The sequence below is a fragment of the Myxococcus sp. AS-1-15 genome, assembly GCF_020037055.1.
Lineage (GTDB): Bacteria > Myxococcota > Myxococcia > Myxococcales > Myxococcaceae > Myxococcus > Myxococcus fulvus.
Genome location: NZ_JAIQDF010000001.1, coordinates 294512 through 315694, shown reverse-complemented (window position 1 = coordinate 315694; position 21183 = coordinate 294512). Strand labels below are relative to the sequence as shown.

The window sequence follows — 21183 nt, the reverse complement described above, 5'->3', positions numbered from 1 at the left end:
TTCCGTCAACATGCTTGGGTCTGCAGGGGGACAGCCCCACCTGAGGTCGTGATCCGATGAAGGCCGGTACCCTTCCCTCCCCAGAGCCCGTTCCCAACCGCACCACGACGGACCCGGCGCGCCCTGGTGGAAGCCGGACCGCGACGGGCGGCGCGCCGCAGCGCGTGCTGCTGGTGGACGACAGCCGCTCCATCCGGACGCTGCTGAAGATCTACCTCATGGCGCGCAACTTCGAGTTCCTGGAGGCGGAGTCCGCCGAAGAGGGACTGAAGGTCGCCGAGGCGGAGGGCATCGACCTCATCCTCACCGACTTCCACATGGACGGGATGAACGGCGCCGACTTCGCGGCGCAGATTCGCGCCAACGCCAACCCCCGGCTGGCCAAGGTCCCCATCCTGATGATGACGGGTGACCCGAACGTCGCCGAGGTGCGCGCGCTGGGTCAGAAGGCCGGCATCAGCGCCTTCGTCCGCAAGCCGGTGAGCTGCGCACAGCTCATGACGCTGGTGGACACCATCCTCCCGCTGCCGCGCAAGTAGCCCCGTCCTCACGCCAGGGGCAGGTCCGCGGGAGCAGAACGACTCCCTCGGCGAGCAGGTACCGTCCTCGCGAGGTCTCGCGAGCAGCACGACAGGCGAGCCGCCCTCACGTCAGGTTCCGGGACGCTGGAGCAGCGCGAGTCCCTCGGCGGGTGGACGCCTTCCTCCAGAGGCCTCGCGAGCAGCACGACGGGCGAGCCGCCCTCACCTCAGGCTCCGGCACGCTGGAGCAGCGCGAGTCCCTCGGCGGGTGGACGCCTTCTCCCGAGGCCTCGCGAGCAGCACGACGGGCGAGCCGCCCTCACCTCACGCCGGGTTACGGGCCGCCGCAGCGGCGCGGGCCCGGCGTTTTCGCATCGCCTCACCCACGCGCACCGCGAAGAGCAGCGCGAGCACCGCGCCGTAGATGAGCGGCTCGGTGACGTCCTGCTTCACCCGCCACACGAAGTGCACCACGCCCAGCACCGCGGCCACGTAGGCCAGCCGGTGCAAGCGCTGCCAGCGCGGGAAGCCGAGCCTCCTCACCCAGCGGTTCGTGGACGTGACGGCCAGCGGCACCAGCAGCACCCACGCGGTGAAGCCCACGGTGATGAAGGGCCGCTTCACCACGTCCTCCCCCAGCGCCCGCCACGCCAGCCCCTGGTCCAGCACCGCGTAGGTGAGCAGGTGCGCGCACGCGTACGTGAAGGCCAAAAGCCCCAGCGTGCGGCGCACGCGCGCGGGCCACGTCCACCGCGTGAGCAGCCGCACGGGCGTACACGCCAGCGACGCCAGCAACATCACCAGCGCGAGCAGCCCCGTCTGGTTGAGCGCCGCCTCGATGGCGTTGGGGCCCAGTTGTCCCAGCGGCCCCTGCACGGCCAGGAGCGCCAGGGGCAGCAGCCCGCCCACGGTGAGCGCGGGGTTCAGCCACGGATGGGGAGACGAGGCCATGGCGTCAGAAGTTCTCGCGCAGGTCCATGCCCGCGTAGAGGTGCGCCACCTGCTCGCCGTAGCCGTTGAAGGGCAGCGTGGGCCGGCGCTCGAAGTCGCCGATGCGCCGCTCGGAGGCCTGGCTCCAGCGCGGATGGGACACCGCGGGGTTCACGTTGGCGTAGAAGCCATACTCGTGCGGCGCCGCCATGTTCCAGGTGGTCATCGGCATGGTGCGCGTGAGCGAGATGCGCACGATGGACTTGCCCCCCTTGAACCCATACTTCCACGGCACCACCAGCCGCAGCGGCGCGCCGTTCTGCGCCGGCAGCTGCTTGCCGTACAACCCCATGGCCATGAACGTCAGCGGATGCATCGCCTCGTCCAGCCGCAGCCCCTCCAGGTAGGGCCAGTCCAGCACCGGCCGCTTCTGTCCGGGCAGCTGCTCCGGGTCCATCAGCGTGGTGAACGTCACGTAGCGCGCGTGGCTGGTGGGCTTCACCCGGGAGAGCAGCGCGGCCAGCGGAAAGCCCAGCCACGGAATCACCATGGACCAGGCCTCCACGCAGCGCATCCGGTAGACGCGCTCCTCCATGGTGAACCAGGACAACAGCTGGTCGATGTCCACCGTCTTCGGCTCGTGCACCTCCCCGTCCACGGTGACGGTCCACGGCCGGGGCTTCAAGTAGTGCGCGAGCCGGGCCGGGTCGTTCTTGTCCAGGCCCAGCTCGTAGAAGTTGTTGTACGTGGTGACGTCCTCGTACGGGGTGCGCGGCTCGTCCGTGTCGAACGCGCCCTTCGCCTTCACCACGGGCCCGGTGACGGCGCCCGCGTCCGGGACATATGCGTCCATGAAGCGGCGCTGCTTGCGGGTGAGCAGGTACAGGCCCCCCGCCACGGCGGCGGCCGTGCCCGTGAACAGGCCCGCGTTGCGCAGGAAGTCCCGGCGGCGCAGGTAGAGCCGTTCGGAGGTGATTTCGGAGCCGGGCGGCTCCACGGGCGGCTTGTCGCTCATGACCCTTTATAACGGCCCAGCGTCCCCGGCCGTTACATCGCCCGCCCGCTGCGGCACGGCGCGAGCATCCTTGACGCGCCACAGTCGCCACCAGGGCGTGCCGGGGGACTGGTGGTGCTCCCAGTGGTAGCCGAAGAAGTAGCAGGACAGCATGGCCCACACGTGGTTGCGCGGCAGCGTGCGCGCGTGGTGCGGCGCCATGTCCGGCGTGTCCGGGCGCCGGTGCGGCAGGTAGGTGCCGAAGTAGAAGAGCTGCAACGTCCCCAGCACGGCCGGCACCACCCAGCACACCAGCACGCGCGGCTGGGACACGCCCAGGAAGACGAGGATGTTGAACTTGGCCGCCATCACCCCCAGCTGCGGCAGCGTGGTGTAACGAACCATGAACGTCCCCAGCCACGGCCAGAAGGACTGGGTGCGGGCGGAGAAGTCCGGGTCGTCGTCGCCCGTGGGGTTCTGGTGGTGCGCGTGGTGGTTCAGCACCAGTCGCCGGTAGGACAGCCCCGCGAACAGGAAGCAGGCGAGCGTCCCCACCACCTCGTTCACCCAGCCCTGCCGGGCCACCGTGCCGTGCATGGCGTCATGGCCGGTTATGAACAGCCCCGTGCACAGCCACGCCTGGAAGGCGACGTGCATCCACGTGAGGGGCGAGTCCAGGGGCAGCCACCCCGGGGACATCAGCATCCACGTCAGGTGCGCGCCCCACGCGCCGATGATGACGAGCGCGATGACGACGCCCCAGGGGCCGAGCGGTGGTGCGCGATGACGGGCCGTGGTCTCCATCTCACCTGACTCATGGGGATGACGGCGCCGCCGCGCACGGGAAAGCACCCCGGCGCGGCGAGCGGGCCGTCGGCCGTGGCTACTTCCGCACGCCGGCGTCGGCCGCGGGGGCGGAGGCCTCGCGCACCAGTTCCTCCGCGGTGACGTAGCGCGGCTCGATGTCCACCGGCACGTCCTTGAGCCGCTCGAGCACCTTGCGCACCGGCGGACGAATCACGCCCATCTTCGCCAGGAGGGCCTCGGCCGCCTTGCGGTCACCCCTGGCCTGAATCTCCATCAACTGCTTCGTCAGCGCGGTGACGGACTTCTTCATCGTCTCCGGCACGACGGAGAAGGTGCCGTCGGCGGCGACCTTCACGGCGCCGGAGTCCAGGAAGTAGTTGAGCTGCAGCGCCACGCCCTTGCCGTGCGCCTCGTCGATGCCGAAGCGGATGGAGCGGAACGCGGAGGCCAGGAACGTCGTGTACATGGTGCGGCCCATCGCCTTGTCGATGAAGCCCGTGTCCATCAGTCGCTGCAGCGCCCACAGGCCGGAGACGTCCGCCTTGGCCTCCTCGAGCGCGCTGGAGGACACCTGGAGCGCCTGGCGCACCGTCGTCGCCTTGCCGCCCACGGTGATGTTGTGCGGCCCCAGCCCGTGCATCAGCTCGTGCATCAGGATGTGCGTGAAGAACGCGTCGAAGGCCACGTCCTGCTGGTCCTTGGCGGACAGCGCCACCTTGGCGATGGGCACCAGCACGCGCTGGAACTTGGCCTCCTGCACGTTCTTGAGCATCACACGCTTGGAGCCCATGGCCTCCGTGACGCGCTCGTCGTTGGGCAGGTTGTACGCGGCCGTCTGCACGCCCCGGTTGGCGTCACCGGCGGAGAACAGGCTGTTGACGACGCGGATGGGGGCCAGCGCGCCCAGCTTCGGGTTGCGCAGCTTCGCGTCGATGGGCAGGTGGTTCTCCAGGTCCTGCAGGTGGTCGCTGAACTTCGCGAGCTTCTGCGTCTCCGCGTCGTCGCGCAGGCCGACGAAGGCCTCGAACGCGGCCTTGTAGTTGAACCAGCCGTCCTCGTAGACCTCGTAGGGCCCCACGGTGGGCTCGATGCTCGCGTCCAGCTTCATCCACGCGACTTCGCTCGCGTAGTAGTCGTTCGAGCCGAACGCGTCCGCGCGCGACTCCAGGAACGCCTTGAGCGTGGGCTGCTTGGTCAGCTGTGCGGCCTCGCGGAACAGGCGCGCGGCCTCGGCCAGCTCACCCTGGTACTCGATGCTGTACGGCACGGAGACGAACTTGCCGTCGGTGCCCCGGCGGATGGTGGTGTAGAAGCCCGTGGCCTCCTTCTGCTGGGCCTCCGGCAGCGACTTCACCCACGCCTCCACCTGCTCCTTGGTGGCGCCGGCCGGATAGAAGTTGCCGGCCTCCGGCTTCGCGGGCACACCCGGCAGGAACGGCCGCCCCTCGTCCAGGCTGTTCCACGGGCCCTTGTCCAACACGAACGCGTGCAGACGCGCGCGGCCCAGCGGCGAGTCGTCTCGCGTGAGCCCCAGCAGCACCGTCTCGCTGCCCGCCCAGCGCTGGCGCAGGAAGAGCGCATCCATCAGCTGCGAGGCCTGGACGATGCGCGCGAGCGCCTGACGCTCGTTGGCGGGCAGCGCCTTCAAGTCCACCTTCAGCTCCACCGGGGCGAAGCGCGCGGTGAGGCGCTGCAATTCGGCGGCGTCGGGCAGGGCGACGGGGGCGGCGGCGTGCTCGGCGGCGAGGGCGGAGCCGGACAGCATCGCCGCACCGAGCACGGACAGGAGGGTTCGGTTCATGGCCCTTCCCTACCCCAACGTCGCGCCCCCTCCCAGCGCTCCCGTGCTCCTGTACGCATCGGAACATTCCAGCCAGGACGGTTTGGCGGCGCGCGTCGGAGCCGGCTGACAACATGCGCAAGCCTGGATTTCCCGGGCAACCCAGGTGCCCTTCAACCCGGGCACGCGAGGACTTCTCATGACGACGACTCGAACCGACCCTCTGGCCCGCCGGGGCGCGCTGCCGGGGCTGCTGGTGGCCCTGTGCGTGGGGCTGTTCTCCTCCTCCGCGCTGGCGGCGGACGAGGTGCGCCTGCTCAAGGCGGTGAGCACGGTGAGCAGCCGCTATGGGCAGACGTGGCAGGACGTCACCTACCTCCTGGTGGTGAAGAACCTGGCCTACGAGAAGCAGGTCGCCATCCACGACAAGCAGCCGGATGGGACGTGGCTCGATTTGGAGGCCAGCTACGCGGGCGACGCGGGCGCGGGCCACGAGCTGTGGAAGGTGACGCGGCAGTACCAGAGCTGGGGCACGTCCCCGCAGCCCACGCGGGACTTGGAGTTCGTGGCGAAGTACACGGTGAATGGCCAGACGTACTGGGACAACAACGGCGGGGCCAACTACCAGCTGGTGCGCACCAACGGGCCGCTGCTCCCGCGGGCCAACGTGCTGGTGGGCAGCAGCTACTGGCAGCCCACGGGTGAGGTGGACATCGGCATCGACGTGAAGAACCTCGCCTACACCAAGAGCGTCACGGTGGTGTACACGACGGACAACTGGGCCACGTCCCACGAGGTCGCCGCGTCCTTCGTCCCCGGCTACTCGGTGGGCTACGCGTACATCTCCAGCCCCAACGCGTACGGCGTGGAGCGCTGGCAGGCGCGCATCCCGGCCGTGTCCGGCACGCCGCTGTACTACATCCGGTACGAGGTGAACGGGCAGACGTACTGGGACAACAACTTCGGCTACAACTACCCGCCCATCTACCCTCCCCTCTAGCCCTCCCGAGGGCCGACCCGGGGGCCTGGCCGTCCAGCGCCGGGCCCGCCGGGGGGCATTCGGGCGAAGGCCCTCGACAGGCCGGTTTGCATGGTTATGGGGAGACGACGCTTCGCGCCCACACGGGGCGCCCGGAGGCCTTGAACCCATGACCGTCGACGCTTCCCCCCAGCGGGAAACCCACGCCTTCCAGGCGGAGATCAACCAGCTCCTCAGCCTGGTCATCAACTCGCTCTACAGCCACAAGGAGATCTTCCTCCGGGAGCTGGTCTCCAACGCCTCGGACGCGCTCGACAGGCTGCGCTTCCGCGCGATTACGGAGCCGGAGCTGCTCGCGGACGCGCCGGAGCTGGAGCTGCGCATCATCCCGGACGCCCAGAAGAACACCCTCACCATCGAGGACACCGGCGTCGGCATGTCGCACGACGAGCTGGTGAAGAACCTGGGCACCATCGCCCACTCCGGTTCGCGCGAGTTCATCCAGGCGATGACCCAGCGCGGCCAGAAGGACATGCAGCTCATCGGCCAGTTCGGCGTGGGCTTCTACAGCGCGTACCTCGTCGCCGACCGCGTGGAGGTCGTCAGCCGCGCCGCCGGCAAGGACAGCCAGGCGTGGAAGTGGACGTCCGAGGCGCACGGCACCTTCACCGTGGAGCCCGCCGAGCGCGCGGCCCGGGGCACCTCCGTCATCCTCCACCTCAAGGAGGACCAGAAGGAGTTCCTGGACGAGTGGCGCGTGCGCTCGCTGATTACGCAGTACTCCGACTACGTCGGCCACCCCATCAAGCTCCAGGTGACCAAGACGACGGGCACGGGGGACGACGCGAAGACGGAGAGTTCGCTGGAGGTGGTGAACAAGGCGAGCGCCCTGTGGCAGCGCGCCAGGTCGGACATCACCGACGAGCAGTACCAGGAGTTCTACAAGCACCTGACGCACGACTGGGAGAAGCCGCTCGCGTGGACGCACTTCAAGGCGGACGGCAACCAGCAGTTCACCGGGCTGCTCTTCCTGCCGAAGAACCCGCCGTTCGACCTGAACGCGCAGCAGCAGCGCGGGGTGCGGCTGTTCGTCAAGCGCGTGTTCATCATGGACCGCTGCGAGGAGCTGGTGCCGCAGTGGCTGCGCTTCGTGCGCGGCGTCATCGACTCGGATGACCTGCCGCTCAACGTGTCGCGCGAGCTGCTCCAGGACTCGCAGGTGGTGCGCGCCATCCGCAAGCACGTGGTGAAGAAGTCGCTGGACCTGCTCGAGAAGCTCGCCAAGGACAAGCCCGAGGACTACACGACGTTCTGGAAGGCCTTCGGCACGGTGCTCAAGGAGGCGCTGGCCACCGAGGCCGAGCACAAGGACAAGGTGGGCGGCCTCTTGCGCTACGAGAGCTCGCGCGACGAGGGGCTCACGTCCCTGGCGGACTACGTGTCGCGGATGAAGGAGGGCCAGGAGGCGCTCTATTACATCTACGGCGAGTCCCGGAAGGCGGTGGAGGACAGCCCGCACCTGGAGGCGCTCAAGCAGCGCGGCTACGAGGTCCTCTTCATGACGGACCCGGTGGACGAGTGGGCGGCGCAGGGCCTGCGCGAGTTCCAGGGCAAGCCGCTGGTGTCCGCGCTCCAGGCGGACCTGAAGCTGCAGTCCACGGACGAGCAGAAGAAGGAGCACGAGGAGAAGAGCGAGGGGCTCAAGGGGCTCACGTCGCGGATGAAGGACGTGCTGCAGGACTCGGTGCGCGAGGTGCGCGTGTCGGACCGGCTCACGGACTCGCCGGTGTGCCTGGTCGTCCCCGAGGGCGGCTCGCCCGCGTACCTGGAGCGGCTGCTGCAGCAGCGGGGTAAGGGAATGCCGAGGGTGAAGCGCATCCTCGAGGTCAATCCCAAGCATCCGGTCATCGAGCACCTGAAGACGCTCCACGCCCAGGACCCGGCCCAGGCGCAGGTGGCCGAGTGGATTGAGCTCTTGCATGACCAGGCGCTGCTCACCGAGGGCAGCACCATCTCCGACCCGAACCGCTTCGCGCGCCGGCTGACGACGCTGCTCACGCAGGTGGCGGGGCAGGCGGTGAAGGCGCCGGTGTCCGACGCGCCGAAGCCGGAGGCCCCGGCGCAGGCCGCGAGCTAGGGCACGGTACTGGGGTGAAAGGGCCTCCACTCGCGAGGGGTGGAGGTCCTCGTGCACCGGGCGCGGGAGGGGCCTTTCGCCGCCTTTCGCGCGATTCGCCGGCGCACAATTAGACAGCCTTGTGAGCGATAGGGAATGATGGCTGGATGTCCCAGACCTCCTTCGCCGTCTTCACTTGCGACATCCTCCCGACGGCGGACGCCTCTGTCCGCTCCGCCATCCAGGGAGTGGTCCGCGCGGAGCTCAGCAAGCCCCACCGTCGCGTGCGTCAGCCGCTCGGCAACCAGTGGCTGGTGCGCTTCGACGACGGTGGCTTCAATGCCTTCGTGCTGGTGCTGAGCACGCTGCGCGCGCGCTACCCGGAGTCCTTCCGCTACCTGGTCGTCGGCTGGAACGACATGGGCTCGGTGGCGCTCTATCCGTTGGGTGGGGCGACGCCCACGACGCTGAGCCTGGTCACCGCGATGGCCGCCGTGGCCTCGGGCGCGGACGAGCTGGCGGCGCCGCTGCTGCTCGCCTCGGGCCCGCTCACCGCGGACGACTTCCCGCTGCAGTGGGCGGACGAGGCCGGTGAGGCGCAGAGCCTCCTGGGCGCGTCGGCGCGGGCCCGGCGCGTGGCGACTCCCGGTCCTCGTCGGAGCGTGACTCGGAGGGCCCGCGCGGCAGCGCCCGTCATCAGCGCGGCGCCCGTGCAGGCCGAGGTGGTGGTGAGCGCGGTCGAGGTGGCGCCCGCGCCCGTGGTGAGCGAGGCCCCCGCGACGGAGGCCACCGAGGCCACGAGCGGCGGACGCAAGGGTGCGCGTCGCAAGGGCGCGCGCAAGGCTGGCACCGCGCGGGCGAAGAAGGCCGCGGGCGGCAAGGCGCGCGGGAAGCAGGCCGCCAAGGTGGCCCGGACGGAGCGCACGGAGGAGGCCGCGAAGCGTCGGCGTCCCACCGCGACGAGCAAGCGGACCGGTGGCAAGCGCCGGGGCACCGCGGTCAGCGCGAAGCGCTCCACGTCCGGCAAGCCCAAGGCGGCCAAGGCGAAGACCAAGACCGCTCGCGCGGCGACGAAGCGCAAGGGCAAGAAGGGCGCTCGCTGAAGCGAGGTCCGTGACGCCGCGCGCGGCTGACGTGCGCGGCGGCTTGCTTCACAACCGACGGTGGCTTCATGCGCTGGAGAGCCGGGCGCGCCTCCATGGTGTGCTCTCCGCGCGGCACCTTCGCGTTCACTCGCACCATTCGCGGCGCATCGCGCAGGGATGCTTCGCCGCGCGAGCCCACCCCATCACAACCCCATGTCGAGCAGCACCGCCTCCGCCGCGCGCCGCCCCGAGCCGAGCGCGCCATGGATGGACGCGCTGTCCCGGTGGTCACCACACACGTAGAGCCCCGGTGACAGTCGCACCGGCCGATGCGGCGGCTCCAGCGCGGCCATCGTCTGCGCCGGCAGCGCGAACGGCAGCGAGTACGTGCGCAGGTGCCGCCAGTCCGCCACCGCGGCGCCGAACCACTCCGCCAGCTCCACGCACACCTGCTCGCGCAACGCGGCCTCATCCGAGTGCACGCCCAGCACCGACACGGACACGAGCGCCTGTCCCGGGGGCGCATACGCGGGCGACACCTCGCTCATCACCGCGACGTTGTTCACCACGCCCTTCCCGTCACCATTGAGCAGCAGCCACGGCCCCTCCACCGGCGGCTCCGGCGCGGCGAAGTACAGACACGTCACCGCGTTCATCATCGGCACCGGCATCCCGGGGAGCAGCCGCGCCGCGGCCAACGGGTCCGTGGCCACCACCACCGCCTTCGCGCCCAGCATCTCCCCGTCCTCCAGTCGCACCCGGTGGCCCCACACATCGGCCACGGGTGCATGCCTGCGCAGCGCGACAGGAGGCAGCTTCGCGGCGAGCTGCTCCGCAATCACCCCCATCCCCTGCTCCGGCACCCCGGCCTCGCCCGAGGCGAACATCCGGAAGACGAACTCGAGGAAGCGACTGGACGTGTTCAGCGAGCGGTCCAGGAAGACGCCCGCGAGGAAGGGCCGCAGGAAGCCCTCCACCATCTCCTCCGTGAAGCCCAGCTCCTCCAGGTAGCGCCGCGAGGTGCGCTGGGGACGCAGCCACACGTCCTCGTCCTCGCCCGAGCGCGAGAGCTGCCGCAGCTCCAGCACACGCAGCTTGTCGCCGAACGTCCCGGGCACGTCGAGCAGGTGCGAGAGCGCCGTCACCGGCTGACGCAGCGGGTCCGCCACCGTGCACAGCCTCCCCTGTCGCCACACCTTCGCGCCCGGCATGAAGCGCCGCAGCCGCAGCGCCTCCAGGTCGAGCAGCTTCCGCCCCTCCGGGTAGGCCGTCAGGTACACCTGGAACCCACGGTCCAGCAGGAAGCCCTCATGAGCATCCGTGCGGACGCGGCCACCGGGAGCATCCCCGGCTTCCAGGACCACCACTTTCAAGCGGGATTGGACGAGCGCTCGCGCGCACGCCAGCCCCGCGAGACCCGCGCCCACGACGATGACGTCCGGGTTCGACACGCGCTCTCCCACATCCACGCTGGCTCCCCTCCATGCTGGTGCGGCGAGCGCGCGGGCCGCAACCCGTACCGTCGTCCGGGTTGCTCGGGAGCGAACACTTGTGCAGAACTGGGAGGCGAGGCGCCACATGCAAGAGCCTCGAAACGCCGGGCTTCCCGGCGTCACCTGAGTGGAGAGAAGGCGGGTTACCCCATGTTGATCGTGATGCGACCAGACGCGACGGCCCAGGACATCGAGCGTGTGAACGACGAGATCCGCCGCCGTGGCTGGCAACCGCACGCGATTCCAGGGGGCACTCGCACGGCCATCGGCATCACCGGCAACCCCGGCGCGGTGGAGCCCGAACCCTTCCGAGTGCTGCCCGGAGTCGCGGACGCGGTCTCCATCTCCCAGCCGTTCAAGCTCGTCAGCCGTGAGGTGAAGCCGGACGACACGCAGCTGCGCGTGGGCAACCTCACCATCGGCGGCGCGTCCTTCCACGTCATCGCCGGGCCGTGCTCGGTGGAGTCGCGCGAGCAGATTCTGTCGACCGCGCACGCGGTGAAGAAGTCGGGCGCCACCATGCTGCGCGGCGGCGCGTTCAAGCCGCGCACCAGCCCCTACGAGTTCCAGGGCCTCAAGGGTGACGGCCTCGCGCTCTTGGCCGAGGCGCGCCAGGAGACGGGCCTGCTCGTCACCACCGAGGTGAAGGACACCGCGACGCTGGACGCGGTGGCGGACGCCACGGACATCCTCCAGATTGGCGCGCGCAACATGCAGAACTTCAGCCTGCTGGAGGCGGTGGGCGAGCGGCGCAAGCCCGTGCTGCTCAAGCGCGGCATGAGCGCGACCATCAAGGAGCTGTTGATGGCGGCCGAGTACATCGTCGCGCGCGGCAACACCCAGGTCATCCTCTGCGAGCGCGGCATCCGCACGTTCGAGACGATGACGCGCAACACGCTGGACCTGAACGCCGTGCCCATGCTCAAGCAGCTGTCGCACCTGCCTGTCTTCGTGGACCCCTCGCACGGCATCGGCGTGCGCAAGGCGGTGCCGGCGATGATGCGGGCGGCGGTGGCGGTGGGCGCCGACGGCATCATCGTGGAAGTGCACCCCGACCCGCCGCGCGCGAAGTCGGACGGCGCCCAGTCGTTGGACTTCTCCGAGTTCGACAAGTCCATGAACGAAGTACGGGCGATTGCACAGGCCATGGGCCGTGAAGTCGTGCGGTTGGGATAGCGCGCGATGACCCTCAAGGAAGCGCTGGGCAAGGTGGTGGGCCGGCGCGACCTCACCCGCGAGGAGATGGCCCGGGTCATGGGCCTGATGCTCGCGGGCGAGGCTTCGCCTGCTCAAGTGGGGGCGCTGGCGACGGCGCTCAAGATGAAGGGTGAGACCGAGGACGAGATCCTCGGCGCCGCGGAGGCCATGCGGGCCTGCGCGGCGAAGCTGTCTCCGCGCGCGCAGGTGGTGCTCGACACCTGCGGCACGGGCGGGGACGGCGCGCACACCTTCAACATCTCCACCGCGGTGGCCTTCGTGGCCGCCGGGGCGGGGGTGACGGTGGCCAAGCACGGCAACCGCGCGGTCTCCAGTCGGTGCGGCAGCGCGGACGTGCTCGCCGCGCTGGGTGTGTCCATGGAGCGGCCGCATGAGCGCGTCGCGCTCGACATCGACGAATACGGCGTGGGGTTCCTCTTCGCGCCCTCGCATCACAGCGCGCTCAAGCACGTGGCGCAGGCGCGGCGGGACATGGGCTTCCACAGCATGTTCAACCTGCTGGGACCGCTGACCAACCCGGCCGGCGCGCGCTATCAGCTGCTGGGCACCTTCGACGGCAAGCGCGTGGAGCAGACGGCGCGAGTGCTGGGGCGATTGGGCAGTCGGCGCGCGTGGGTGGTGCATGGCCACGACGGGCTGGACGAAATCTCGCCCTGCGCGCCCACCGAGGTGGCGGAGCTACGCGAGGACGGCACCGTGCACTGCTTCACGGTGAGGCCCGAGGACGCGGGGCTCGAAGTGGTGCCGCGCGAGGCCATCGCTGGCGGTGACGCGGACGAGAACGCGAAGCGGCTGCGCTCGTTGCTGGACGGTGAGCGCTCCGGGCTGCGCACGGCGGTGCTGCTCAACGCGGCGGCGTCGCTCGTCGTGGTCGGGCAAGCGAACGACTTGCGCGAGGGCGTGAAGAAGGCGGAGCACGCCATCGACTCGGGCGCGGCGTCGCGCAAGCTCGCCTCGCTCATCCATGGGGCCGTGTCGTGAGCGGGGGCCAGCGCGGTAGCACGTCGTCTCCGGTCGCGCCGGGGACGCTGGACCTCATCATGGCGCGCAAGCGACGGGAGCTGGCGGAGCGGCCTCCCCTGTCGCCGCGCCCCCGTCCCGAGCCGCGTGACTTCGCGGGCGGCCTGCTGCGACGAGCACCGGGGCGCCCGGTGAGCGTCATCGCGGAGGTGAAGCGCAAGAGTCCGTCCGGCGGAGCGTTTCCACACGCGGACGTGGTGGCAGTGGCGAGGGCCTACGAGGCCGCAGGCGCCAGCGCCATCAGCGTGCTGACGGACGGGCCGGACTTCGGTGGCGCGCTGGAGGACCTCGTCGCGGTGCGAGCCGCGGTGTCGGTGCCGGTGCTGCGCAAGGACTTCCTCGTCGCGGCACGCGAGGTCGAGGAGAGCGCGCTGTGGGGCGCGGACGCGGTGCTGCTCATCGCGGATGCGCTGGAGGACGGAGAGCTGCGCGAGATGCTGGCCACGGCGCGCGCGGTGAACGTCGCCGCGCTGGTGGAGGCGCACACGGAGGCGCACGCCGAGCGGGCGCTGGCGGCGGGCGCGGAGCTGGTGGGCATCAACAACCGGGACCTGGCCACGTTGAAGACGGACGTGGGCACGGCGCTGCGGGTGATGCCCAGGCTGCGCTCGCGGGCCCGCGTGCTCGTGGCGGAGAGCGGGCTCAAGTCGGTGACGGAGCTGGTCGCCGCGCGAGAGGCCGGCGCCGACGCGGTGCTGGTGGGCGAGTCGCTCCTGCGCGACGCGGAGCCGGGACGGGCGCTCACGCGGCTGCTCGGACAGGAAGGCACGCCGCCGTGAGTGTCCGGGTGAAGGTGTGTGGGGTGACGCGGCTCGAGGATGCTCGGGCCGCGTGGGACGCGGGGGTGGACGCGCTGGGGCTCAACTTCTATCCGCCCTCCCCTCGATATCTGGACCTGGCCACGGCGGCGAAGCTCGCGCGCACGCGGCCGCCCCTGGGCGCGCTGATTGGAGTGTTCGTCAACGCGGCGGCGGAGGACATCCGGCGGGCGGTGACGGAGTGTGGCCTCACGGCCGTGCAGCTCCATGGGGACGAGCCACCGGAGGCCTGCTCGGGGTTCGGGGTGCCGGTCATCAAGGCGCTGCGGGTGCGCGGCGCGGATGACGTGGCGCGGACGCGGGCGTACGTGGGAGTGGGCGACGTGACGGGGTTGCTGCTGGACGGGGCGGCGCCTGGGTATGGCGGTGGGGGCGTGGGGTTCGACTGGTCGCTGGTGGCGGGAGTGTCGGGCAGCGGCGTGCCGGTGTTGGTGGCGGGAGGGCTGAAGCCCTCCAACGTGGCGGAGGCGGTGCGCGCGACGCGGCCTTACGGAGTGGATGTGGCCAGTGGGGTGGAGTCGGCCCCGGGCATCAAGGACATGGACGCGGTGCGCGCCTTCGTGCGGGCCGCGAAGTCCATCAACCTCTGGGAGTGACAGGGATGAACACGGAGACTTCCACCGGCCGCTTCGGCCGCTTCGGTGGGCGCTACGTGCCGGAGACGCTCGTCCCGGCGCTGATGGAGTTGGAAGAGGCGTATACGGCCGCCAGGGCGGACCCGACGTTCGACGCCGAGGTGGCGCGGGTGCTGCGTGAGTTCGTGGGTCGTCCCACGACGCTGACGCCGGCGCGCAGGCTCACCGAGGCGTGGGGCGGCGCGAACGTGTGGCTCAAGCGCGAGGACCTGGCGCACACGGGCGCGCACAAAATCAACAACACCGTGGGTCAGGTGCTGCTCGCGAAGCGGATGGGCAAGAAGCGCATCATCGCGGAGACGGGCGCGGGCCAGCACGGCGTCGCGACGGCCACCGCGTGTGCGCTCTTCGGGCTGCCGTGCGAGGTGTACATGGGCGCGCTGGACGTGGAGCGGCAGGCGCTCAACGTCTTCCGGATGCGGGCGCTCGGCGCGGTGGTGCGGCCGGTGGAGTCGGGCTCGCGGACGCTGAAGGACGCGATGAACGAGGCGATGCGCACGTGGGTGTCGCAGGTCTCGGACACGCACTACGTCATCGGCAGCGCGGCGGGGCCGCACCCGTATCCGTCGGTGGTGCGCGACTTCCAGTCCATCATCGGGAAGGAGCTGCGCACGCAGGCGATGGCGGCGTTCGGGCAGCTGCCGGATGCGATTGTCGCGTGCGTGGGGGGCGGCTCGAATGCGATTGGCGTGCTGCATCCGTTCATCGGCGATGCGAGCGTGCGGCTCATCGGCGTGGAGGCGGGTGGGCACGGGCTGGACTCGGGCCAGCACGGGGCGTCGTTGACGCTGGGGACGGAGGGCGTGTTGCACGGCTCGCGCTCGCTGGTGCTCCAGGACGCGGATGGACAGATTCAGGAGGCGCACAGCATCAGCGCGGGTCTGGACTATCCAGGCGTGGGGCCGGAGCTGGCGCACCTGGCGAAGATTGGGCGGATGGAGGTGCGCACGGCGACGGACGACGAGGCGTTGGCGTCGTTCTACGAGGTGGCGCGCATGGAGGGCATCCTCCCGGCGCTGGAGACGTCGCATGCGTTCGCGCGAGGCAGGGAGCTGGCGCGGGAGCTGGGCGCGGGCAAGTACCTGGTCATCAACTGCTCGGGTCGAGGGGACAAGGACGTCGCGACGATTTCGGCACGCGGGGTTCCGCCGGCGGTGGGGGTGAAGGCGTGAGCGGCGAAATCGCGAAGGCGTTCGCGCGGGCGAAGGCTCGGGGCGAGGGCGCGCTGGTGGCGTACGGGATGGCGGGAGACCCGGACCTGGCGCGCTCGGTGGAGGTCTTCACGGCGATGGTGGAGGGAGGCGCGGACATCCTCGAGGTGGGCGTGGCGTTCAGCGACCCCATCGCGGACGGGCCGGTCATCCAGGGTGCATCGGAGCGCGCGTTGAAGGCGGGCTCCACGCTCAAGCGGGTGCTCGACGAGGTGGTGCCGGAGGTGCATCGGCGCTGCCCGGAGACGCCGCTGGTCATCATGACGTATGTGAATGTCATCATGGCGATGGGCGAGGAGCGGTTCGCGAAGCTGGCGCGGGAGCGCGGCGTGTCGGGAGCCATCCTGCCGGACCTGCCGCCCGAGGAGAGCGGGGCCTTGCGCGCCACGTTCGACGCGGCGGGCGTGGACCTGATTCCGCTGTGCGCGCCGACGACCCCGCGTGCGCGAGCCGAGGCCATCGCGAAGGATGGGCGCGGCTTCGTGTACTGCGTGTCGGTAGCGGGAGTGACGGGCATGCGCGCGGAGCTGCCACCGGACCTGTCACAGCGGTTGGACCTGGTGCGCAAGGCGTCACCGGTGCCGGTGGTGGCGGGCTTCGGCATCTCCAGCGCGGAGCAGGCGCGGACGCTGTCGGCGCACGCGGATGGCGTGGTGGTGGGCAGCGCGCTCGTCCGGGCCGCGCACTCGGATGGACCGCAGGCCGTCAAGGCGCTGTGCGCGGACATCAAGCGCGGCTTGAAGCGCTAAGGTCGAGCGGGCACGGAAGCGCTGCGTGCCCGTGCTACCCACATGATGAGGCCGTGATGCTTCCGTGAGGAAGCCGTCCACGCGACATCGCTTTCATGGGCGCTCTTTCAACGAAGGAGCGACCCATGCGTGGCAAGCGATGGACGGTGAGCGGGCTTCTCGTGGCACTGGTGACCAGCCCCTGCCTCGCGGAAGAGCAATGGCGGCCACAACGGGAGTTCTCTCCCGAGTGCCTGCTCAACGCCTCACATGCAGCCGTGAAGCTCCGCTTCGCTCAGGCCCATTGCTATGGCGGCAATCATGGGTCACTCATGCTGACCCACACTCCCGTCGCGTCACGCATTGAGGGACGCTTCTGGGAGCCTCGCTACACCAGCCTCAACGTGCCATCCCGGGTCGTCTCCTCTTTCGTCTCACAGCAAATGCTTCGGGCCCTGGTGGACGGAGCACTCCAGCCAGAGGGAGATCCGAAATGCCATCCCTCCACCTGGAACTACGTCGTCACCTTCGAGTGGACGTGCGACACGAGAGACTCCGCCGCATGGCAGGCGGCGACTTTCGATGCGCAGATTTGCGACGACGATGAGTTCCCCAATCTGCCCATTCCAGACCCACTCCATGCAACGAGCGCCCAGCGTCTCTATCGCATCGCGCACCTGATGCTCCGCGAGGCGCTCCGTTGAGGTCAGCGGCGCTCGCCAAGAACCCGAGACCTCACGAAGCTTCACGCGGCCGACGCACCACCGCGAACCCGAGCAGTCCCAGGAACGTCATCGCGGAGACGCCCAGTCCCCACCGCGCGGCAACATCCCGATAGGTCAATGTCACCCGATGTCGCCCAGCCTTCACGGGCACCGCGCGCACCGCGACGTTGGCCGGGAGAATCGGCGTCTCCACGCCATCCACCATCGCCGTCCACCCGGGGAACCACGCGTCGTTCACGATGAGCACCGCGTCGCGAGGACTCTCCACCTCGAAATCCAAGGTCTCCGCCTCGTAGCGCTCCACCTTCACCTGTCCCCCCACGGGAGACGTGTCTCCAGAGGCAAGCCCGGCCCCACCCTCGCCACACTCGACCAACGCCACCTGTCCGGCACGAACGAGCGGATCCGCCAGCCCCGGCATCGCGGCCTCGTACGACGCGACACAGCGCGCATTCGCCAGGAACACCCGAGGCAGCACCCCCGGGTGCTCCACCAACACCGCCTTGATGGACCGGTCCGTGACGGCGTTCTTCTTCCCAGCCGCCTCCAGCGCCTGCCACTCCACGAGCGGATGCACCGAGTACGCGACGGAGAACAGCGGCGCGCGCTCCAGGAACCACGGCGTCACATCCCAGACGACCGCACGCACCCGTCGACTCGTGGCGGGCAGGGTTCCATCCGCGCTCTCCATGCCCCACAGCCCCGGCGTGTCCGGCATGAGCGTCTGCGCCGCGACCAGCGAGCGCCACTGCCGAGCATCCATCCCCGGGATGAGCGACGTCACGCCAGCGACGTCGTAGTGCGAGGCCACCCGGATGGGCACCCGTGAATCCTCGCGAGGCTGCGAGAGGATGTGCTCGGCGAACGGAGGCGGCGTGGACAACACCTCCGGCGTGAGCAGCTCGTAGCTCCCGAACCCCACCACGAAGCCCGACACGAACTGCGTCACCAACAACACCCCGGCGCTCCCACGCGTCCACAGCACCCCACCCACACAGAGCACCGCGCTCACCAGCGCCACCCCAGAGACGAGCACGAACTGCCGCGACAGCAGCTCGCGCAGCTCCCCGGGCATCTCCGGCCAGCGAGGCACCAGCAGCAACGCGGTGAACCCCCGCCCCAGGGACTCGCCCGCGATGAGCACCAGACACCCCACGCCCACCGCCGCCGCGAGCCGGAGGAACACCCGCCGGCCCTCCACCTCGAACACGTGCTTCCACCCCAAGGCCGCCAGGAAACAGACCCCCAGCCCCAGGAACGGAACGAGCTTCGACGGATAGCGGAACACGCGCCACGGAGGCACCCACGTGTACATCGCCTCGTAGAGCGGCAGCGCGGGCCCCAGCGACAGCCCTACGACGAACAGCCACACGCCGCCCCAGAGCCACAACCTCCGGGAGCGGCGATTCAACCAGGCCGCCACCCCCGCGAGCAGCAGCACGGGCACACCCAGATACAGAGAGCCCACCCAGAAGCTCGCGTATCCCGAGGGCGCAAGCTTCGTGACGATGGCCAGCGTCACGTCCGGACGCTCGTCCGGCATCTCCAGATAGGCCCCCAGCAACGGCTCGAGCAGCCGCAGTGGATGCACCGCGTACTCCTGCGCGATGTCGAGCGACCTGCCACCCGCCTGCGCCGTCCCCATCAACGCCGCGGACGAGAACAACTGCGGCGAGGCCAGCAGCGTCCCCACCCCCAGCGCACCCAACACGGACACGAACCGCGCCCGTCGTGACGCCACGGGCGACGAGAGCGCCAGCAACACCACCAACCCATACGTCACGCAGAACGCCTGCACGTCCCCCGCGAGCAGCACCAGCGCCAGCACCAGCCCCGCGAGCAGCAACCTCCCCGCCCCCGGCGCACGAAGGTGACGCTCCGTGGCCCACAGCGCCCACGGCACCGTGGCTGCGGCCATCAGGTAGCAGAGGTTGTTGGTGATGCAGACCAGGTAGCCGCTGAAGGCATACGCCATCCCCGCGAGGAACGCCCCCGCGCGAGGCACCTCCCACAGCCGCGTCAGCGCATACATCCCCAGCAGCGCGACCGGGAAGCACAGCAGGATGTTCGCGTTGAAGGCGTGGTTCAGCGAGAGCAGCAGGTACAGCAGCTTGCTCGGATGGAAGGGCGCGACGACCAGCGTGCCCGCGAAGGGCTGACCGAAGCCATCCAGCGTCAGCCACTCCGGAATCCGCCCGCCCAGCACCGCCTCGCGCCAGTAATGGAACGCCGGCAGGTAGACGTACAGCGAGTCGCGCGCGCTGAACATCCCGCCGGTGGCGAACACCCGGGAGAAGTAGAGCGCCGTCAGCGCCAACGCACAGGTCACCAGCAACAAGCACTGGGGCACCCGCGCGTCACGCGGCGGAACACTCGGAGGCAGGGCGGGGGCAGGAGGCTCTGGAGAAGACACGCGAGCCACGAGCATACCCAACCCCGCTCACGGCGTGGCGGAGCGCGTCTTCTCCCAGATGGGCCGGTAATCGTACGTCGGGTAGAACTCCGTGCGGAACGCGCCCCACGCGCCCTTCTCGAACGCGAGGTTCACCTCGCGCAGCTTCTCGGGAGGCAGGCGCACCGTGACGACCTGCCCCACGCCCATCATCACGTACCAGGACACCACCTCCACGCCCGCGGGCGGGAAGCTCTTGCGAAAGCCCGTGCGGTCCAGGTGCGCGTTGATCTCCTCCAGCGTCTTGCCCTGGTCGTGCTTCATGAAGATGGTCAGCAACATCGTGCCGTCCGCTCCACCACCCTTCGCCGCGGCGGACTGCGCGTGTCCGGGCAGGGCCAGCGTCAGCGCCAAAAACGACGCGAGGACGAACGACACATGGGGAATCGAACGAAGGGAGTGCATGGACGCGAGGCTACTGTCCGATCGCCACCGCGTGTTTCATGAAACGCGCGCCGAGCCCTCGCCGGGTGGCACAATCCGGCCCCTATGAAAACGCGCGGTCCCAAGGTGGTGCTCGTTCGTCACGGAGAGACAGCATGGAGCCGGGGTGGGCAGCACACGGGGCGCACCGATGTCCCGCTGCTCGAGGCCGGCCGGACGATGGCGGCGAAGCTCGGTGAGCCCCTGCGCGCGTGGGACTTCGCCCAGGTGTGGACCAGCCCCTTGAGTCGCGCGTTCGAGACCTGCGCGCTCGCGGGCTACGGCGAAGGCGCCGTGCGCCGCGACGACTTGATGGAGTGGGACTACGGCGACCACGAGGGCCGCACCGGCGCGGAGATTCGCGTGGAGCATCCCGGCTGGACGGTGTGGAAGGACGGCGTCCCCAACGGCGAGACGGCACAGCAGGTGGGCGCTCGCGCGGACCGCGTCATCTCCGACCTGCGTCAGCAGACCGGCGACATCCTCATCTTCTCCCACGGCCACTTCCTGCGAGTGCTCGCGGCGCGGTGGCTGGGGCTCGCGCCCTCCGAGGGGCGCCTGTTCCTATTGAGCACCGGCTCCATCAGCGTGCTCGGCGCGGACGGGCCGGATGCCGCCCAGCCGGCGCTCGCCGGCTGGAACGACACCACCCATCTCAAGCCATGAGGCTCAGCAGCCGCAGCTCAACACCCCGCCGCTGGTCTGCTCGTAGTCGGTGCACGACGCACCCGCCGGATTGAAGCAGACGCGGTAGCGCTCCTGCGTACCGATGAGCGCCGGGTTGGGCTCGCGATAGAGGATGCCGCAACACGGGGGCAGCAGCTCCTGGCCATCCTTGGACACGGTCGCCTCGGGAGCCACGCCGTTCGGACAGCCCCAGGGGTCCTCCTCGCAGACCCAGGTCGAGCCGCAGGTGCTGGCGTTGGCGCCGCAGTAGCTGCCACCCACCGCGTACCAGGGGGACCAGTTCGCGCAGGAGTCGTAGCCCGGGCACTGGCCCAGCGACGAGTCCACCGTGGTCAGCTCCGCCTCGTCCATCGGGACGCCCGCGCCGGCCTCGGCGGACGGCTCCCCACCACACGCGCCCAGCACCAGCGCGCCGAACATCGCGACCAGACCGCGAGACATCGCACTTCGCACGTTCATCGTGGGCTCCTCCCGGCGCCGACTCCTGGATGGAGCCTCGGTCGCCGGAAGGGCCCACGCTATGCGTGTGGTTTTTCCGTCAAGAACGTCGGAATTGTCGGG

At 70.0% G+C, this 21183-nt stretch carries 20 protein-coding genes; 12 read left to right on the top strand and 8 right to left on the bottom strand.

Annotation, left to right across the window (positions count from 1 at the left end; all coding sequences use genetic code 11):
* Positions 1-56 precede the first annotated feature (56 nt).
* Positions 57-539, top strand: coding sequence for a response regulator (locus K8625_RS01275; RefSeq protein ID WP_046715893.1), 483 nt, complete (start codon positions 57-59; stop codon positions 537-539).
* A gap of 306 nt (positions 540-845) precedes the next feature.
* Here the strand turns inward: K8625_RS01275 and K8625_RS01270 are convergent, their stop codons facing one another.
* The 4 genes from K8625_RS01270 to K8625_RS01255 all read right to left on the bottom strand — a co-directional run bounded on the left by K8625_RS01270 (position 846) and on the right by K8625_RS01255 (position 5053).
* The gene (locus tag K8625_RS01270) at positions 846-1472 is read right to left on the bottom strand and encodes a sulfite oxidase heme-binding subunit YedZ (protein ID WP_223748401.1); all 627 of its coding nucleotides are present in this window, start codon (positions 1470-1472) and stop codon (positions 846-848) included.
* Positions 1473-1476: 4 nt separating this feature from the next.
* Complete coding sequence (gene msrP / locus K8625_RS01265) at positions 1477-2466, bottom strand: protein-methionine-sulfoxide reductase catalytic subunit MsrP (protein ID WP_223781617.1); 990 nt, start codon at positions 2464-2466, stop codon at positions 1477-1479.
* 6 nt (positions 2467-2472) lie between these two features.
* Positions 2473-3249, bottom strand: a complete 777-nt coding sequence (locus K8625_RS01260; RefSeq protein ID WP_223781616.1) for a fatty acid desaturase — start codon at positions 3247-3249, stop codon at positions 2473-2475.
* Positions 3250-3328: 79 nt separating this feature from the next.
* Positions 3329-5053, bottom strand: a complete 1725-nt coding sequence (locus K8625_RS01255) for a hypothetical protein (protein ID WP_223781615.1) — start codon at positions 5051-5053, stop codon at positions 3329-3331.
* A 178-nt stretch (positions 5054-5231) separates the two neighbouring features.
* Between K8625_RS01255 and K8625_RS01250 the strand changes: the two genes are divergently transcribed.
* The 3 genes from K8625_RS01250 (at position 5232) to K8625_RS01240 (ending at position 9230) form a co-directional block, all read left to right on the top strand.
* Positions 5232-6032 (top strand): carbohydrate-binding protein, encoded by an 801-nt coding sequence (locus tag K8625_RS01250; RefSeq protein ID WP_223781614.1) that lies wholly within the window; start codon positions 5232-5234, stop codon positions 6030-6032.
* A 148-nt stretch (positions 6033-6180) separates the two neighbouring features.
* A complete protein-coding gene (gene htpG, locus K8625_RS01245) occupies positions 6181-8148 on the top strand; it encodes a molecular chaperone HtpG (RefSeq protein ID WP_223748396.1) in 1968 nt (655 codons plus the stop codon).
* A gap of 146 nt (positions 8149-8294) precedes the next feature.
* Positions 8295-9230 carry a hypothetical protein gene (locus tag K8625_RS01240; protein ID WP_223748395.1) on the top strand — a complete coding sequence of 312 codons (936 nt, stop codon included), beginning with the start codon at positions 8295-8297 and terminating at the stop codon, positions 9228-9230.
* 185 nt (positions 9231-9415) lie between these two features.
* On the opposite strand, the gene K8625_RS01235 is transcribed toward K8625_RS01240, so the two are convergent.
* Positions 9416-10681, bottom strand: coding sequence for an NAD(P)/FAD-dependent oxidoreductase (locus K8625_RS01235; RefSeq protein ID WP_370641866.1), 1266 nt, complete (start codon positions 10679-10681; stop codon positions 9416-9418).
* Positions 10682-10855: 174 nt separating this feature from the next.
* Here K8625_RS01235 and aroF point away from each other — a divergent pair, with 174 nt between their 5' ends.
* The 7 genes from aroF to K8625_RS01200 all read left to right on the top strand — a co-directional run bounded on the left by aroF (position 10856) and on the right by K8625_RS01200 (position 17039).
* On the top strand, positions 10856-11881 hold the full coding sequence (gene aroF, locus K8625_RS01230; protein WP_046715901.1) for a 3-deoxy-7-phosphoheptulonate synthase: 1026 nt from the start codon (positions 10856-10858) through the stop codon (positions 11879-11881).
* Positions 11882-11887: 6 nt separating this feature from the next.
* A complete protein-coding gene (gene trpD, locus K8625_RS01225; RefSeq protein ID WP_223781613.1) occupies positions 11888-12904 on the top strand; it encodes an anthranilate phosphoribosyltransferase in 1017 nt (338 codons plus the stop codon).
* Positions 12905-12963: 59 nt separating this feature from the next.
* Positions 12964-13722 carry an indole-3-glycerol-phosphate synthase gene (locus tag K8625_RS01220; RefSeq protein ID WP_223781612.1) on the top strand — a complete coding sequence of 253 codons (759 nt, stop codon included), beginning with the start codon at positions 12964-12966 and terminating at the stop codon, positions 13720-13722.
* On the top strand, positions 13719-14357 hold the full coding sequence (locus tag K8625_RS01215) for a phosphoribosylanthranilate isomerase (protein WP_223781611.1): 639 nt from the start codon (positions 13719-13721) through the stop codon (positions 14355-14357). The genes K8625_RS01220 and K8625_RS01215 overlap by 4 nt, the downstream gene beginning before the upstream one ends.
* A gap of 5 nt (positions 14358-14362) precedes the next feature.
* The gene (gene trpB / locus K8625_RS01210; protein ID WP_141333160.1) at positions 14363-15568 is read left to right on the top strand and encodes a tryptophan synthase subunit beta; all 1206 of its coding nucleotides are present in this window, start codon (positions 14363-14365) and stop codon (positions 15566-15568) included.
* Complete coding sequence (gene trpA, locus K8625_RS01205) at positions 15565-16356, top strand: tryptophan synthase subunit alpha (RefSeq protein ID WP_223748392.1); 792 nt, start codon at positions 15565-15567, stop codon at positions 16354-16356. The genes trpB and trpA overlap by 4 nt, the downstream gene beginning before the upstream one ends.
* A gap of 125 nt (positions 16357-16481) precedes the next feature.
* The gene (locus K8625_RS01200) at positions 16482-17039 is read left to right on the top strand and encodes a hypothetical protein (RefSeq protein WP_223781610.1); all 558 of its coding nucleotides are present in this window, start codon (positions 16482-16484) and stop codon (positions 17037-17039) included.
* Positions 17040-17070: 31 nt separating this feature from the next.
* On the opposite strand, the gene K8625_RS01195 is transcribed toward K8625_RS01200, so the two are convergent.
* Together K8625_RS01195 and K8625_RS01190 are read right to left on the bottom strand one after the other, a co-directional pair.
* Entirely contained in the window at positions 17071-19398 is a 2328-nt protein-coding gene (locus K8625_RS01195) for a YfhO family protein (RefSeq protein WP_223781609.1), read from the bottom strand.
* Positions 19399-19500: 102 nt separating this feature from the next.
* A complete protein-coding gene (locus K8625_RS01190; RefSeq protein ID WP_141329415.1) occupies positions 19501-19917 on the bottom strand; it encodes a hypothetical protein in 417 nt (138 codons plus the stop codon).
* An 84-nt stretch (positions 19918-20001) separates the two neighbouring features.
* Between K8625_RS01190 and K8625_RS01185 the strand changes: the two genes are divergently transcribed.
* Entirely contained in the window at positions 20002-20601 is a 600-nt protein-coding gene (locus K8625_RS01185) for a histidine phosphatase family protein (RefSeq protein ID WP_223781608.1), read from the top strand.
* A gap of 3 nt (positions 20602-20604) precedes the next feature.
* Here the strand turns inward: K8625_RS01185 and K8625_RS01180 are convergent, their stop codons facing one another.
* Positions 20605-21081, bottom strand: coding sequence for a hypothetical protein (locus K8625_RS01180; RefSeq protein WP_223781607.1), 477 nt, complete (start codon positions 21079-21081; stop codon positions 20605-20607).
* Positions 21082-21183 lie beyond the last annotated feature (102 nt).

Excerpts from the sequence above, each read along its gene's own strand:
- K8625_RS01250 (WP_223781614.1), top strand. The coding sequence starts at position 5,232 with ATGACGACGACTCGAACCGACCCTCTGGCCCGCCGGGGCGCGCTGCCG.
- htpG (WP_223748396.1), top strand. The coding sequence starts at position 6,181 with ATGACCGTCGACGCTTCCCCCCAGCGGGAAACCCACGCCTTCCAGGCG.
- K8625_RS01270 (WP_223748401.1), bottom strand. The coding sequence starts at position 1,472 with ATGGCCTCGTCTCCCCATCCGTGGCTGAACCCCGCGCTCACCGTGGGC.
- K8625_RS01260 (WP_223781616.1), bottom strand. The coding sequence starts at position 3,249 with ATGGAGACCACGGCCCGTCATCGCGCACCACCGCTCGGCCCCTGGGGC.
- trpB (WP_141333160.1), top strand. The coding sequence starts at position 14,363 with ATGAACACGGAGACTTCCACCGGCCGCTTCGGCCGCTTCGGTGGGCGC.
- msrP (WP_223781617.1), bottom strand. The coding sequence starts at position 2,466 with ATGAGCGACAAGCCGCCCGTGGAGCCGCCCGGCTCCGAAATCACCTCC.
- K8625_RS01180 (WP_223781607.1), bottom strand. The coding sequence starts at position 21,081 with ATGAACGTGCGAAGTGCGATGTCTCGCGGTCTGGTCGCGATGTTCGGC.
- K8625_RS01275 (WP_046715893.1), top strand. The coding sequence starts at position 57 with ATGAAGGCCGGTACCCTTCCCTCCCCAGAGCCCGTTCCCAACCGCACC.
- K8625_RS01190 (WP_141329415.1), bottom strand. The coding sequence starts at position 19,917 with ATGCACTCCCTTCGTTCGATTCCCCATGTGTCGTTCGTCCTCGCGTCG.
- K8625_RS01220 (WP_223781612.1), top strand. The coding sequence starts at position 12,964 with ATGGCGCGCAAGCGACGGGAGCTGGCGGAGCGGCCTCCCCTGTCGCCG.
- K8625_RS01185 (WP_223781608.1), top strand. The coding sequence starts at position 20,002 with ATGAAAACGCGCGGTCCCAAGGTGGTGCTCGTTCGTCACGGAGAGACA.
- K8625_RS01200 (WP_223781610.1), top strand. The coding sequence starts at position 16,482 with ATGCGTGGCAAGCGATGGACGGTGAGCGGGCTTCTCGTGGCACTGGTG.
- aroF (WP_046715901.1), top strand. The coding sequence starts at position 10,856 with ATGTTGATCGTGATGCGACCAGACGCGACGGCCCAGGACATCGAGCGT.
- K8625_RS01255 (WP_223781615.1), bottom strand. The coding sequence starts at position 5,053 with ATGAACCGAACCCTCCTGTCCGTGCTCGGTGCGGCGATGCTGTCCGGC.
- K8625_RS01240 (WP_223748395.1), top strand. The coding sequence starts at position 8,295 with ATGTCCCAGACCTCCTTCGCCGTCTTCACTTGCGACATCCTCCCGACG.
- trpD (WP_223781613.1), top strand. The coding sequence starts at position 11,888 with ATGACCCTCAAGGAAGCGCTGGGCAAGGTGGTGGGCCGGCGCGACCTC.